This is a genomic window from Brevundimonas sp. R86498, assembly GCF_044598075.1.
Lineage (GTDB): Bacteria > Pseudomonadota > Alphaproteobacteria > Caulobacterales > Caulobacteraceae > Brevundimonas.
On record NZ_CP139004.1, the window covers coordinates 1043633 to 1058545 of the forward strand.

Below are 14913 nucleotides of genomic sequence, written 5' to 3' on the forward strand. Positions count from 1 at the left end.
CCGCGCGCGCCGGGGACCTGTGCGCCCCGTCGTTTGCCGCGAGACGGCGCGACCGGATGTCCGGGCGGCTTTGACCAGAGGACCTCTCCCATGCCGTCAGTTGACAGCCTTTCCACCCGCCGGGACCTGACCGTCGGGCGCAAGAAATACGCCTATTACAGCCTTCCGGCCGCGCAGGAAGCCGGTCTTGACGGGATCGACCGTCTGCCGCGCTCGATGAAGGTGCTGCTGGAGAACCTGCTCCGCAACGAGGACGGGGTTTCCGTCACCGAGGCCGATCTGAAGGCCGTCGCCGCCTGGATCGAGAACAAGGGTGCTGTTGAGCACGAGATCGCCTTCCGTCCGGCCCGGGTCCTGATGCAGGACTTCACCGGCGTGCCGGCCGTGGTCGATCTGGCCGCCATGCGTGACGCCATGGCCAAGCTCGGCGCCGATGCCGCGAAGATCAACCCGCTGGTCCCCGTCGATCTCGTCATCGACCACTCGGTCATGGTCGACAATTTCGGGACCCCCAAGGCCTTCGGCCAGAACGTCGAGCGTGAATATGAGCGCAACATCGAGCGCTACAAATTCCTGCGCTGGGGCTCCTCGGCCTTCAACAATTTCCGCGTCGTCCCCCCTGGCACCGGCATTTGCCACCAGGTCAACCTCGAGAACCTGGCCCAGACCGTCTGGACTGCACCTGAGGGCAAGGCGACCGTCGCCTATCCGGACACCGTGGTCGGCACCGACAGCCACACCACCATGATCAACGGCCTGGCCGTGCTGGGCTGGGGCGTGGGCGGCATCGAGGCCGAGGCCGCCATGCTGGGCCAGCCCATCCCTATGCTGATCCCCGAGGTCATCGGCTTCCGCCTGACCGGCCGCCTGCCGGAAGGCACCACGGCGACCGATCTGGTCCTGACCGTGACCCAGATGCTGCGCAAGAAGGGCGTGGTCGGCAAGTTCGTCGAATTCTTCGGCGACGCCCTGCCGAACATGACGATCGAGGATCAGGCCACGATCGCCAACATGGCCCCGGAATATGGCGCCACCTGCGGATTCTTCCCGGTCTCGGCCGCGACCATCGGCTATCTGACCGCCACGGGTCGCGACAAGGCGCGCGTCGCCCTGGTCGAGGCCTATGCGAAGGCTCAAGGGTTGTGGATCGACGAGACCTCGGAAGACCCGGTCTTTTCCGACGTTCTGGAACTGGACCTGTCGACCGTCGTGCCGTCCCTGGCCGGCCCCAAACGGCCCCAGGACAAGGTCGCCCTCGATGTCGCCGCCCCGTCGTTCGAGACGGCGCTGGGCGAAGTGTTCAGCCGGGCCGTCGATGCCCCGCGCATGCCGGTCGCCGGTGAGAAATTCGACCTCGGCGATGGCGATGTGGTCATCGCCGCCATCACCTCCTGCACCAACACCTCCAACCCCTCGGTCCTGATCGCCGCCGGTCTGGTGGCCCAGAAGGCCAACAAGCTGGGTCTGAAGACCAAGCCCTGGGTGAAGACGTCGCTGGCCCCGGGCTCGCAGGTGGTCACCGACTATCTGACGGCCGCGGGCCTGCAGAAGGAGCTGGACGCGCTCGGCTTCAACCTGGTCGGCTACGGCTGCACCACCTGCATCGGCAACTCGGGCCCGCTGGATCCGGCCATCTCGGCCACGATCAACGAGAACGGCCTGGTCGCCACCAGCGTCCTGTCGGGGAACCGCAACTTCGAGGGCCGGGTGAACCCGGACGTCCAGGCCAACTATCTGGCCTCGCCGCCGCTCGTGGTCGCCTATGCGCTGGCTGGTTCGATGCGGATCGACATCACCACCCAGCCGCTGGGTCAGGACAAGAAGGGCAAGGACGTCTTTCTGAAGGACATCTGGCCGACCTCGGCCGAGATCGCCGCCATCCAGAAGAAGGCGGTCACCCCCGCCATGTTCGCCAAACGCTACGCCGACGTCTTCAAGGGCGATGAGCACTGGCAGGCGATCGCGCTCGAAGGCGGCCAGACCTACGCCTGGGACGAGACCTCGACCTACGTCGCCAACCCTCCATATTTCGAGGGCCTGTCGATGGAGCCGACGCCGGTCACCGACATCGTCGAGGGCCGGGTGCTGGCCATCTTCGGCGATTCCATCACCACCGACCACATCAGCCCTGCCGGATCGATCAAGACCACCTCGCCGGCCGGCCAGTATCTGATGGGCCGGGGCGTCGAGTCGGCGGAGTTCAACTCGTACGGGGCCCGTCGCGGTCACCACGAGGTGATGATGCGCGGTACTTTTGCCAACATCCGCATCCGCAACCGCATCACCCCGGACATCGAGGGGGGCGTGACCAAACACTTCCCCTCGCAGGACACGATGTCGATCTATGACGCGGCCATGCGCTACCAGTCGGAGGGTCGCCCGCTGGTGGTCTTCGCCGGCAAGGAATACGGCACCGGCTCGTCGCGCGACTGGGCGGCCAAGGGCACCCGGCTGCTGGGTGTCCGCGCCGTCATCGCCGAGAGCTATGAGCGGATCCACCGCTCGAACCTGGTCGGAATGGGCGTTGTGCCGCTGCAGTTCAAGGCGGACGGCTGGCAGAAGCTGGGCCTGACCGGCGAGGAGATCGTCACCATCCGCGGCCTGTCCGACGTCAACGTCGGTCGCCTGCGTCCGCGTCAGGACCTGTGGGTCGAGCTGTTCCGTCCGTCGGACGGCAAGATGGCCCGCTTCCCGGTCCGCTGCCGCATCGATAACCAGACCGAGCTGGACTACTTCAAGGCCGGCGGCGTGATGCCCTACGTCCTGCGCAACCTCGCGGGCTGATCGAACAACGTCTCCTCCCCATCGCCGAAGGGCGATGGGGAGGTGGACCCTCGCGATCAGCGAGGGGACGGAGGGGGCGACCAGGTCTCACCGGGTGATCCGAAAACCTGAGCACACAACAACTGCCCTGTGCGGGCAGCCACATCACTTCGATTCGGCGCCCCGGCGTACAGCACCAGCGGCGCAATCTCGTCGACCTCGATCCGATAGCGGCCCACGACGCGGTCACTGTCTCCTGGATCGGTCAATTCGAACGTCGTGACGAGGTGAGAGCGATCCGGCTGTTCGACATGCGCCCGTAGATCCAGGTCGCGATCGCCTGCCGCGCACCGGTTCAGCGCCTCTCTCAGGTCCTCGCCGAAACCGTTCAGGGGCATATTGTAGAGGGTGGCTGTCGTCATACTGATGTTGCGCACTCGGGCGCGGTTGGACAGTTCGGGCGAAAGAGCAAAGTCAGGGCCGCCGGAGATTGATCTCGGCGTGGCCGCGCAGCTTGCTGCACCCACCGCACACGCGATCGCCACCGCCATTGCCACACGACCCATAGCCGTCATCATCCCCGTGCAAAGCCTGATCGTGACGCGATTTTAGCTCGAGCGCATCCAAGGCGATACGCCCCAATCTTCGGTGATGCTCGTCGCCCTTCCTCACTCCAGCCGCATCGCCTCGGCCAGCAGTCTGGCCTCGGCCGCGCGGCTTGACCCTGACCGCCACGCCACCACGATCTCGCGCTTCGGGGCCTCGGCAGCGAAGTGGCGGATGACCACACCCTTGTCGTCGGCCAGTCCGGCCCGCACCGCCATGGCTGGCAGGAACGACACCCCCAGCCCGGACGAGATCATCTGCACCAGCGTATGCAGTGAGGTCGCCGCGAACACGTCCTCGCCGCGCGGGGCCTCCATGGCGATGCCCGCCAGCGCCTGGTCCCGCAGACAGTGGCCGTCCTCCAGCAGGATCAGGTCGTCGGTCTTGAGTGCGCCCGGCTGGATGTCGCCCGGAGCCGCCAGCGGGTGGCCGACCGGTGCGACGGCCAGGATCTCGTCATCGCCGATATGGGCATAGTCGATGCCCGGGGCGTCATAGGGCAGGGCGATGACGGCGCAGTCCAGCTGGCCCGCCTTCAGCGCGGCGATCAGGCGCGGCGTCAGGTCCTCACGGATGAACAGCCGCAAGGCCGGATAGGCGGCCTTCAGCGCGGGCAGGGTGGCCGGGAGCAGGAAGGGCGCGACGGTCGGGATGATCCCCAGCCTCAGCCGGCCGGACAGGGGCCGTCCGGCGTTCCGGGCCGCCTCCACCAGATCCTCGGTGCGGGCCAGGACGTCCTCGGCCCGGCGACAGGCCTCGGCCCCCACGGCGGTCAGCTGGACATTGCCCCGGGTGCGTTCCACGACCGGGGCCCCGAGAATCTTCTCCAGCTCCTGCACGCCGGCCGACAGGGCCGGCTGGCTGACCAGCGCCGCCTCGGCCGCCCGGCTGAAGGAGCCATGCTCGGCCAGAAGCTTCAGATACTGGAGTTGGCGCAGGGTGGGCAGCATCCCCCGGACATAGGCCGTGGTTTGCAGATCCGCAAAGTTCATTTGCTGAGTTGATGCAGCCCGCCCCACCCCCGGCGCACCGGAGGCGGGGCGGCCTGTCGTCAGGCGGCCAGTTTCTCGGCGCGGACCCGCGCCGACTTCAGATCGTAACGGTCGTTTTCCATCACCTGCACCCAGGCCTTGACGAAGTCCCTGACGAACTTCTCGCCCGCGTCGGCCGAGGCGTAGATTTCGGCCAGGGCCCGCAACTGGGAGTTGGCCCCGAACACCAGATCGGTGCGGGTCGCTGTCCAGCGGGCCTCGTGGGTCTCGCGGTCGGTGCCGACGAACGCCTCGTCGGAATTCTTGTCGACCTGTTTCCAGGCCGTCTTCATGTCCAGCAGATTGACGAAGAAGTCGTTGGTCAGCTGGCCGGGACGGTCGGTCAGGACGCCGTCCTTCGAGTCCTTGTGGTTGATCCCCAGCACCCGCAGGCCGCCGACCAGAACCGTCATCTGCGGGGCCGTGAGGCCCAGCAGGTGGGACCGGTCGATCAGCAGCTCCTCGGTCGGAACGTTGAACCGCACCTGCAGATAGTTGCGGAACCCGTCGGCGCGAGGTTCCAGCACCTTGAAGCTGTCGGCGTCGGTCTGTTCCTCCAGGGCGTCCTTCCGGCCGGAGGTGAAGGGCACGACGATGTCATGACCCGCAGCCCGGGCGGCCTGTTCGATGCCGACCGAACCGCCCAGCACGATCAGATCGGCCATCGAGACGTTGATTCCCGAGGCGGCCTGGATGCCCTCATAGACGGCCAGCACCCGCGCCAGCTTGGCGGGCTCATTGACGTCCCAGCTGCGCTGCGGCTCGAAGCGGATCCGGGCGCCATTGGCTCCGCCGCGGTGATCGGACATGCGGTAGGTCGCGGCCGAGGCCCAGGCGGTGCGCACCAGATCGGCGATCGACAGGTCCGAGGCCGCGATCCGGTCCCTCAGCGCGGCGACGTCGGCGTCGCTGAGCTGTCCGTCGGGGGCCGGGATCGGATCCTGCCAGATCAGGTCCTCCGCCGGAACTTCCGGGCCGAGGTAGCGGATCTTCGGTCCCATGTCGCGGTGGCACAGCTTGAACCAGGCGCGGGCGAACTGGTCGCCGAAATACGCCGGATCGGCGCGGAAGGCCTCCATGATCTTGCGGTACTCGGGGTCGACCTTGAAGGCCATGTCGGCCGTGGTCATCATCGTCGGCACCCGCTTGCCCGGCGTGTGGGCGGCCGGGGCCAGGGTTTCCGGCGGATTGCCGACCGGCTGCCACTGTTTGGCACCGGCGGGGCTGCGGACCAGCTCATACTCATGGTCCAGCAGCATGTCGAAATAGCTCATGTCCCATGTGACGGGCGTCGGGGTCCATGCGCCCTCGATGCCCGAGGTGATCGTATGATCGCCCATGCCGCTCTCGTGACCCGAAATCCAGCCCAGACCCTGCTGGGCGATATCGGCCCCTTCGGCGAGATTCCCACCTTGGAGGCGTCGCCGTTGCCGTGGGCCTTGCCGAAGGTGTGGCCGCCGGCGGTCAGGGCCGCGGTCTCGACATCGTTCATGCCCATGCGTTCGAAGGTCAGCCGGATGTCCTGCGCTGACTGCAGGGCCTCGGGCACGCCATTGCGGCCTTCCGGATTGACGTAGATCAGGCCCATCTGGATGGCGGCCAGGGACTCTTCCAGCACCATGTCCTTGTCGGGCTGGTGGCGGGTCTCGTTGCCCTCCTCGCCGACCCATTTCTCCTCGGTGCCCCAATAGACGTCCTTCTCGGGCTCCCAGACGTCGGCGCGCCCGCCGCCGAAGCCGAACACCGGGCCGCCCATCGACTCGATGGCGACATTGCCCGTCAGGATGAACAGATCGGCCCACGACAGTTTCGAGCCGTATTTCTGCTTGATCGGCCACAGGAGGCGGCGCGCCTTGTCCAGGTTGCCGTTGTCCGGCCAGGAATTTCAGCGGGGCGAACCGCTGCTGGCCCGCGCCGGCACCACCCCGGCCGTCGCCGGTGCGATAGGTGCCGGCCGAGTGCCAGGCCATGCGGATGAAGAAGGGACCGTAGTGACCATAGTCGGCCGGCCACCAAGGCTGGCTGTCGGTCATCAGGGCATGCAGATCGCGCTTCAGCCCCTCATAGTCCAGCGAGTTGAAGGCCTCGGCATAATCAAAGGTGTCGCCCCAGGGGTCACCCGTCTTGCCCTGCTGGTGCAGGATGTCGACGGCGAGGTGGTTGGGCCACCAGTCGCGGTTGGTGCGCCCGAGAAGAGAGCGCCGCGCCGCGGGCTCCTTCTTCGGATTATGAAGGGGTGAGTTCCGGTTCTCGCCGTCCATGTCGATCTCCCTTTTGGCTTTGGCAACACAATGATCGCGATCAGCGACAAAGCCAAATCGATAAAATGTGATCTCGACATCGATCTAATTTATACCGAAGTCATAAGCTGCACCTATGGTCATGCAAGGTCTGATCTATTTGACTTCGCACTTGCGAAAGCGCATCTGACCGCGGCTGGCGATCCTCCTCCCCGGGGACGCCGTTCCAGATAACCGAAGGGATACATCCATGCGCGGCGTTGGCGAAACTCTGCCTGAATTCAAGGTCATCGGCGTCAAGCCGGGCTTCAACTCCCACGAGGAGAATGGCGTGTCCGCGTTCGAGACCGTCACCAACGACTCGTTCGAAGGCAAGTGGAAGGTCATCTTCTTCTATCCGAAAGACTTTACCTTCGTCTGCCCGACCGAGATCGCCGAGTTCGCCTCCCTGGCGCGCGATTTCGAGGACCGTGACACGGTCGTTCTCGGCGGCTCGACGGACAACGAATTCGTGAAGCTGGCCTGGCGCCGCGATCACGCTGACCTGTCGAAGCTGCCGATCTGGCAGTTCGCCGACAACGGCGGCAAGTTCGCACGTCAGCTCGGCATCCTGAATGAGGAAGAAGGCGTCGCGCTGCGCGCCACCTTCGTGGTCGATCCGCACAATGTGATCCAGCACGTCTACGTCACCAATCTGAACGTGGGTCGCGCGCCCGCTGACACCCTGCGGGTGGTCGACGCCCTGCAGACCGACGAACTGTGCGCCTGCAACCGCCCCGTCGGCGGCGAGACGCTCGCGGCCTAAGTCCGTGTGTGAGGGCGGCGGCAGTGATGCCGTCGCCGCTCGCTCAATCTTTTCAGGGAGCTAACGCTCGCGACGCGGTCGCTCGCTGCTTGAGCGCCGACGCGCGCACCCCCGTGATCCCCTTCGGCTCAAGTAGCGAGACGCCGCGCGTCGAGCGGTAGCCGACCTCTCCGAAGGAGAACAAGAATGTCCATCGACTCCCTGCGCGACCTGATGCCCGCCTATGCCAAGGACATCTCACTCAACCTCGGCTCCCTCGCTTCCGAAGTCGTCCTCAACGACCAGCAGAAATGGGGCTGTTTCCTCGCCTCAGCCCATGCGGTCGGCGTCGCGCCGGTCGTGCGCGCCATTGAGGCCGCTGCCGCTGAGAAGCTGTCGCCCGAGGCCCTGACGGCCGCCAAGGCCGCCGCCGCCATCATGGGCATGAACAACATCTACTACCGCTCGCTGCACCTGATGAAGAACCACGAGTACACGACCCTGCCGGCCCGTCTGCGGATGAACATCCTGGCCAATCCGGGTGTGGAGAAGATGGACTTCGAGCTGTGGTCGACCGCGGTCAGCGCCATCAATGGCTGCGGGGCCTGCCTCGACGCCCACGAGGGTGAACTGCGCAAGCACGGAGTCCCCGCCGCCCAGATCCAGACCGCCCTGCGGATCGGCGCGGTGGTCCACGCCGCCAGCCGGATCGTGGCCTCGGAGACGGCCTTGGCCGCCTGAACCGCCGCGCGGCGTCCGTCCTGAACGCTGTCCAGCAAAATGCCCCTACGTCCGATTCTGACGTAGGGGCATGCGAGGCTCCCGATGAATACGGATTCGGCGGGCCCGCCCGCCGCGCGATCCGGACTCAACGGACTCAACGGACTCTGTTTTTTGCATCACCCACCGCCTCCGGACCCGGGTTTGTCACCTCGGCGTCGATCGACGGGGGCGACCCGGCTCGGTGTTTCGTCAGGCCGGGTCGAAGCTCAGGGGCGCGCCCCAGAACTGGCTGACCATGTCGGACTGCGGCCCGGGCTTGCCGGTGGTCAGGAAATCGCGCCGCTGGTTCGTGCCAAGTTCGTATTCCGGATGCCGGTCGAAATAGCGCTCCAGAGCGTCGGCCACAGCGCTGGGCTGATGGATCAGGGTGGTCGCCTGGGGCAGGGCAGCCGCGAACAGCTCGGCCACGATCTCATAGTGGGTGCAGCCCAGAATGGCCTTGTCGGGATGGCGGCCGATGCGCCGGCGCAGGGCGTCGACGTGGTCGGCGACGACGACCGACAGCTCCTCGACCGGGGCTCCCAGTTCGATCAGTCCGGCCAGACCCGGGCACGGCTCGGAAAAGACGGCCAGATCCTCGCGGCGCTTGTCGATCTCGATCTCATAGACCCGGCTGATGGCCGTGGCGGCGGTACAGAAGACGCCGGTGATGTCGATGGCCTCGCGCTTGTCGCTGTCCAGCGAACCGGCACGCTCGGCCTCGAACGACCACGGCAGGCCGGTGGCCGCCTCGATCGTCGGGACGATGATGCCCAGCACATTGACCGGGCGGCCATGCCGGGCCCGGGCTTGCGGCACCCAGGTCTGTTGCAGCCGGCGCAGGGCGATCGCCGAGGCCGTGTTGCATGCGAGAACGATGACGCTGGCCCCGGCCTCGAACAGACGCTCGCAGCCGTCACGGGTGATGTTGACGATCGCCTCCCCGCTCTTCGAGCCGATCGGCGCATTGGCCTGATCGGCCAGGTAGACGAAGTCGCGCGTGGGAAAACGCCGGGTCAGTTCACGGTGGACGGTCAGGCCGCCCACGCCGCTGTCGAAAACGCCTATGGCCATGCTCCGGCGTTTAACCGCGCCTTGCGCCGGCGTCCAACGGGATTACCTGTTCAGGTGACGGTCAGGCGGGACAGGCCTAGAATGCCGCCCGGAAACGACCCAGTGAACAGGACAACCGAATGCACAGACGCCAGATTCTCATTGGAGGCGCGAGCCTGATGGCCCTTTCAGGTTGCGCTGCCGCCGGTTCCGGCGCGGCCATGCTGCCCGTCAGCCCGATGGCCATCGCTGACGAGGCCGCGGTCGCCCGCGCCGTCCTCCCGGCCCAGACCCCCCGCGCCGAGCTGCTCCAGCCGTGGACCGGCCCCTATGAAGGTGTGCCGCCGTGGAATGCGGTGACGGCGGACAAGGTCAAGGCCGCGATCATCGAGGGCATCGAACTGCAGCGTGCCGACATCGCCGCGATCGCCAACAATCCCGAGCCCCCCAACTTCGCCAATACGATCGTGGCCATGGAGCTGGCCGGCGAGCCGCTGGACCGCGCCGCCAACCTGTATGGCGTGGTCACCTCCAACATCGGCGGCGAGGCCTATGACGCCATGGACACCGAGGTGTCCCCCCTGCTGTCGGCGGCCAGCGACGAGATCACCTTCAACGAAGCCCTGTTCCGGCGCATCAAGGCCGTGGCCGACAATGCCGACCGCGACGGGCTGAACGCGCAGCAGAAGCGGCTGGCCGAGCGCCGCCGCGATGCCTTCATCCGCTCGGGGGCCAATCTGGACGCCGCCGGCAAGGCCGAGCTGGGCCGGATCAACACCGCCCTGTCCAACGCCTTCACCGCCTTCGGCCAGAAGGTCGTGGCCGATGAGAACACCTGGACGGTGATCCCCAACGAGGCCGGCGTCGCCGGCCTGCCGGACTCCAACAAGGCCGCCGCCCGGGCCGCGGCGCAGTCGCGCAATGTCGACGGCTGGGTCATCGTCAACACGCGGTCCAGCGTCGACCCGTTCCTGACCTTCGCCGACGACCGGGCCCTGCGCGAGCAGGTCTGGAAGAAGTTCGTCAACCGCGGCGACAACGGCGACCGCAACGACACCAATGCGACTATCGCCGAGATCGTGCGCCTGCGTCAGGAGCGCGCGCGCCTGCTGGGCTACACCAACCACGCCGAATGGCGGATGCAGGACACCATGGCCAAGACCCCGGCCGCGGCGCAGTCGCTGATGAACCGGGTCTGGGAGCCCGCCAAGGCCCGCGTCGCCGAGGAGGTCGCCGACATGCGCGCGATCGCCGGCTTCGACATCGAGCCGTGGGATTATCTGTACTTCGCCGAGAAGGTCCGGAAGGCGAAATACGATCTCGATCAGAACCAGCTGAAGCCGTATTTCGAGCTGAACGCCGTGCGGGATGCGTCCTTCTATATGGCCGAGCGGCTGTACGGCATGGTCTTCACCAAGGTGCCCCAGTCGACCGCCCCGGTCTTCCAGGCCGACGTCCAGCTGTATGAGGTCACCGACAAGGCGACCGGCCGCCTGATCGGCCTGTTCTATGCCGACGACTTCGCCCGCCCCGGCAAGCGTTCAGGGGCGTGGATGACCACCTACCGGTCGTTCTCAACCCTGGATGGCTCCAAGCCGATCCTGGCCTCGAACAACAACAACTTCGTCAAGCCGGGGGCCGGTGAGCCCTTGCTGATCTCGCTGGACGACGCCGAGACGCTGTTCCACGAGTTCGGCCACGCGCTGCACTATTTCTCGTCGGTCGTGACCTATCCCAGCTACGGCAACACCCCGCGCGACTTCGTGGAATATCCCTCGCAGGTGCACGAGCACTGGGTGCTGAGCCGGCCCATCCTCGACCGGTTCATGAAGCATTATGAGACCGGCCAGCCCATGCCGCAGGAACTGGTCGACAAGGTCGAGGCCTCGGCCACTTTCAACCAGGGCTATGCCACGGTGAGCTATCTGTCCTCGGCCATGGTCGACATGGACCTGCACACCCAGGCGACGCCGCCGACCGACATCGACGCCTTCGAGCGGGCCTCGCTGGCCCGGCTGGGGATGCCGAAGGAGATCGTGATGCGGCACCGCCTGCCGCAGTTCAATCACCTGTTCACGTCCGACGCCTATTCGGCCGGCTACTACAGCTATCTGTGGTCCGAGGTCATGGACGCCGACACCTGGGCCTATTTCGAGGCCTCTGGCGATGTGTTCGATCCGGAGATCGGCGGCCGCTTCAAGTCGATCATCCTGGCCCCGGGCAACACCACCGACCGGGGCGAGGCCTATCGCCAGTTCCGTGGCCGTGATCCCGACGTGGCGGCCCTGCTCCGCGTCCGGGGCTTCCCGGTCAGCTGAGGACAGGACGGGGAGGCGGTTGCGGCCGTCTCCCCGTCACCGGTCCTGTGGGTCCCCCTCCCGGTTGGGGATGGGGAGAAGATCACTGGTCGCGGCGGGGGGTGCTGGCGGAAAGCCGCTGCTGCCGGGTTGAGGCATACTCATTGCGCGCCGGGGCCGGCAGCTTCGACAGGGCTTCCTCGCGGATGCCGCGCTCGCAGTGCGCCTGGTCGAGGCCGATGTGGTTGTTGCACAGGGTCCGTGCGATGCGGGCGATGCGCAGATCCAGGGTCCGGGCCCCGGCGGCGCTCGACAGGTCAAGATCGCTCCAGGCGAGCCGCTGGGGCTCCGCCGAGGCGGTCCCGGCGAGGGCGAGGGTCAGGGTCGAAAGCAGGGCGGGGATGATGACGGCGGACTTCATGGGACGATCCTCTGAAAGGGCAGTCGCTCTTTGCGGCGACCCCATCCTTCTGAAGCGTCACTGTCGCCACACCGGGCCCTTGCCGTGACCGACTTACGGCCAAGCTTTAAATCGAGGTCATGACCTTTTGGTCATGCCGTCATCCGCTGTTCCTGAGGCCCGCCGCCACGCCGTTGATCGCCAGCAGAATTCCCTCCCGGACCCGGGGATCATCGTCTCCCGCCCGCCGCCGCCGGATCAGTTCGATCTGCACATGGTTCAGCGGTTCGACATAGGGCATCCGCAGCCGGATCAGCCGGTCCAGTTCTGGCTGGCCCCCCAGCAGCTCCGTCTGGCCCGTGATCGCCAGAACCGCGTCCCGCGTCCGGTCCCATTCGGCCTGCAGCGCCCCGAAGATGGTCGCCGCCAGGGCCTGATCCGGGACCAGCGAGGCATACCGACGGGCGATGGTCATGTCGGCCTTGGCCATGATCATCTCCATGTTCTGCAAGAGCGTCCGGAAGAAGGGCCAGTCCGCCGCCATGGTGCGAAGCTCTTTGAGGTCCTGCCCCTCGACCGCCGAGCCAAAGCCGAACCAGCCGGGCAGCATCACCCGCGACTGGCTCCAGCTCAGGACCCACGGAATGGCGCGCAGATCCTCGATGGCGGTGGAGGCCGTGCGCGAGGTCGGCCGGGACCCGATCTTGAGTTCGGCGATCTCGGCGATGGGCGTGGCAGCCCGGAAATAGTCGACGAACCCCGGCGTCTCATAGACCAGAGCCCGATAGGCCTTCATGGAGGCCAGAGACAGGGCCGTGGCCGTGGCACCGTGCACGGCGCTCAACCGTTCGTCCGGCGGCGGCGTCAGGGAGGCCAGCAGGGTCCCGGCGGTCAGCGCGTCGAGGTTGCGCCGCGCGACGTCGGGCTCGCCGTATTTGTTGGCGATGACCTCGCCCTGTTCGGTGATCCGGATGCGTCCGGCGACCGTTCCAGTGGGTTGGGACAGCACGCCGGCGAAACTGGACCCCCCGCCACGGCCGACGGCCCCGCCGCGCCCGTGGAACAGCTGCAGCCGCACGCCGACGCTCTCGGTCACATCCAGCAGGGCGCGCGAAGCCTCATGCAGTTCCCACGTAGAGGTCAGATAGGACCCGTCCTTGTTGGAGTCGGAGTAGCCGATCATGACCTCCTGGACGCCGCGCACACGCGCGACCGCGAGGGCGGACGGTTCGGCAAGAAGACGTTCCAGCGTGGGCCGCGCGGCGCGCAGGTCGTCGATGGTCTCGAACAGGGGGGCCGCCTGGATCGGGCAGGCCGCCGGGTCGTCGTGGCGGTAGAGGCCGACCTCCTTGAGCAGGAGGTAGACCTCCAGCAGATCGGAGGCCGCATCGGTCTTGGACACGATATGGGTGCGGATGGCGTCCGGCCCGAACTGCGCCAGGGCCTCGGCGGCCGCCACGAGGATCGCCCGCTCCTTGAGGGTCTCCGCCGTGTAGATGGCATAGGGGCTGAACAGGGGGCGGGGTGTGGCCAGTTCGCGGGCGAGAAGGTCCAGCCGGGCCTCCTCATCGAGCGCCGCATAGTCCGGGCAGACGCCGGCCACCCGCAGGAGATCGCCGACGATCCGGGCGTGGACATCGGAGTTCTGGCGGAGATCCAGGGTCGCCATATGGAAGCCGAAGACGTCCACCGTGGCGATCAGATGGGCGAGGCTGTCGTCGGCAAAGGCCTGACCGTGGCTGGCGATCAGGCTGTCCTGCAGCACCGCCAGATCCGCCCGGAAGGCGGCCGGGCCGTCGTAGGCCAGGGCGGCGAACGGTGCCGGCCGGGGCGCGGTCTGTCCGGTCAGGTGACTGTGCGTGGCGGAAAGGCGGGCATAGATCTGGCTGAGCGCCCGCCGATAGGGTTCGTCCGCCCGATGCGGCGAGCCATCGCCGGAAGCGTCGGCCAGCTGTCGGAGCTCGGGACTGATGCGGACCAGCGAGCCGGACAGACTGAGCTCGGCACCCAGTGCGTTCACGGCCTCCAGATAGTGACGCAGCACCGCCCGGGCCGGGGTCGCGAAGGCGGCGCGCAGGGCGTCGGCATCGACATTGGGATTGCCGTCCCGGTCCCCGCCCACCCAGGCTCCGATCCGGATGAAGGGGGCCAGTTCGGGCGCACCCAGGCGGCGGCGCCAGTCGATGAGCTGTTCCGGAGCCACCTTGAGGAAGACACGCTCGAGGAAGGAGACGACCGTGTCGATCTCGTCCTGGACCACCAGACCGGTGGTTCGGACGAGCCGTGTGGCCCAGAGGATCACGGTCTGGCGCCGAAGACCCGCCGTCAGGACGTCGGGCGCGCAGGCCAGATCGTCACGGTCGCAGGCGTCGAGAAGGTCCGACACGGCCGCGATCCGGTCCAGAACGCTCTTGCGGCGCACCTCCGAGGGGTGGGCGGTCAGAACCGGTGAGATCAGGGCCCCGGACAACAGGGTCCGGGCCTCCTCGACGGTTCGCCCGGCGGCGGAAAGGCGGGCCAGGGCGCCCTCGGGCGTATCCGGCCTTGCACCTTCCGCCGTCTGGCTGCGCGCGCGGCGCTTGCCCGCGCGGTCCTCGGCGACATTGGCCAGCAGGGAAAAAACGGCGAAACCGTGGGCCAGGCCCACCGCCTGGTCCAGCGACAAGTCGGTCAGAAGCCGCTCCAGCTCCGCCGATCCCCGGGCCCCGGGATGGCGGTGATAGGCGACCGACGCCTGCCGTACGGCCTCGATCCGGTCGTAAAGGTCCTGTCCGGCCTCGGCGCGAATGACCTCGCCCAGCATGCCGCCGAGCAGGCGGACCTCCTCGCGCAGGCGATCGTCGGCGGCGGGTTGTGTCGTAGGCATGGCGCAGTCCTCGGGGAGAGTGGAAGCACTCTGTCAAGAAGACTGCCTCATTGGCGAGGCCCAAGGTGGCCGGATCGGATCAAACCGTGTGTCCTCGACGTTTCCGTCCGA

At 67.1% G+C, this 14913-nt stretch carries 9 protein-coding genes and 1 pseudogene; 4 read left to right on the forward strand and 6 right to left on the reverse strand.

The window, feature by feature from the left end:
- Positions 1-90 precede the first annotated feature (90 nt).
- Positions 91-2784 (forward strand): aconitate hydratase AcnA, encoded by a 2694-nt coding sequence (gene acnA, locus SJY26_RS05240; RefSeq protein WP_396595094.1) that lies wholly within the window; start codon positions 91-93, stop codon positions 2782-2784.
- A 56-nt stretch (positions 2785-2840) separates the two neighbouring features.
- On the opposite strand, the gene SJY26_RS05245 is transcribed toward acnA, so the two are convergent.
- The 3 genes and pseudogenes from SJY26_RS05245 to katG all read right to left on the reverse strand — a co-directional run bounded on the left by SJY26_RS05245 (position 2841) and on the right by katG (position 6661).
- Entirely contained in the window at positions 2841-3314 is a 474-nt protein-coding gene (locus tag SJY26_RS05245) for a hypothetical protein (protein WP_396595095.1), read from the reverse strand.
- A 117-nt stretch (positions 3315-3431) separates the two neighbouring features.
- Positions 3432-4319, reverse strand: a complete 888-nt coding sequence (locus SJY26_RS05250; RefSeq protein ID WP_396595707.1) for a hydrogen peroxide-inducible genes activator — start codon at positions 4317-4319, stop codon at positions 3432-3434.
- A gap of 101 nt (positions 4320-4420) precedes the next feature.
- Positions 4421-6661 (reverse strand): annotated as a pseudogene (gene katG / locus SJY26_RS05255) (catalase/peroxidase HPI).
- Positions 6662-6890: 229 nt separating this feature from the next.
- Between katG and SJY26_RS05260 the strand changes: the two are divergent.
- Entirely contained in the window at positions 6891-7445 is a 555-nt protein-coding gene (locus SJY26_RS05260; protein WP_396595096.1) for a peroxiredoxin, read from the forward strand.
- A gap of 186 nt (positions 7446-7631) precedes the next feature.
- On the forward strand, positions 7632-8165 hold the full coding sequence (locus SJY26_RS05265; protein ID WP_396595097.1) for a carboxymuconolactone decarboxylase family protein: 534 nt from the start codon (positions 7632-7634) through the stop codon (positions 8163-8165).
- Between the two features lie 231 nt (positions 8166-8396).
- Here SJY26_RS05265 and SJY26_RS05270 read toward each other — a convergent pair whose 3' ends face one another.
- Positions 8397-9260, reverse strand: coding sequence for a glutamate racemase (locus SJY26_RS05270; protein WP_396595098.1), 864 nt, complete (start codon positions 9258-9260; stop codon positions 8397-8399).
- A 119-nt stretch (positions 9261-9379) separates the two neighbouring features.
- Between SJY26_RS05270 and SJY26_RS05275 the strand changes: the two genes are divergently transcribed.
- Positions 9380-11557: a M3 family metallopeptidase gene (locus SJY26_RS05275; RefSeq protein WP_396595099.1), complete on the forward strand. Its 2178-nt coding sequence runs from the start codon at positions 9380-9382 to the stop codon at positions 11555-11557.
- An 82-nt stretch (positions 11558-11639) separates the two neighbouring features.
- Here SJY26_RS05275 and SJY26_RS05280 read toward each other — a convergent pair whose 3' ends face one another.
- Together SJY26_RS05280 and ppc are read right to left on the reverse strand one after the other, a co-directional pair.
- Positions 11640-11957 (reverse strand): UrcA family protein, encoded by a 318-nt coding sequence (locus SJY26_RS05280; RefSeq protein ID WP_396595100.1) that lies wholly within the window; start codon positions 11955-11957, stop codon positions 11640-11642.
- A 139-nt stretch (positions 11958-12096) separates the two neighbouring features.
- Positions 12097-14802, reverse strand: a complete 2706-nt coding sequence (gene ppc / locus SJY26_RS05285) for a phosphoenolpyruvate carboxylase (RefSeq protein ID WP_396595101.1) — start codon at positions 14800-14802, stop codon at positions 12097-12099.
- Positions 14803-14913: the final 111 nt, after the last annotated feature.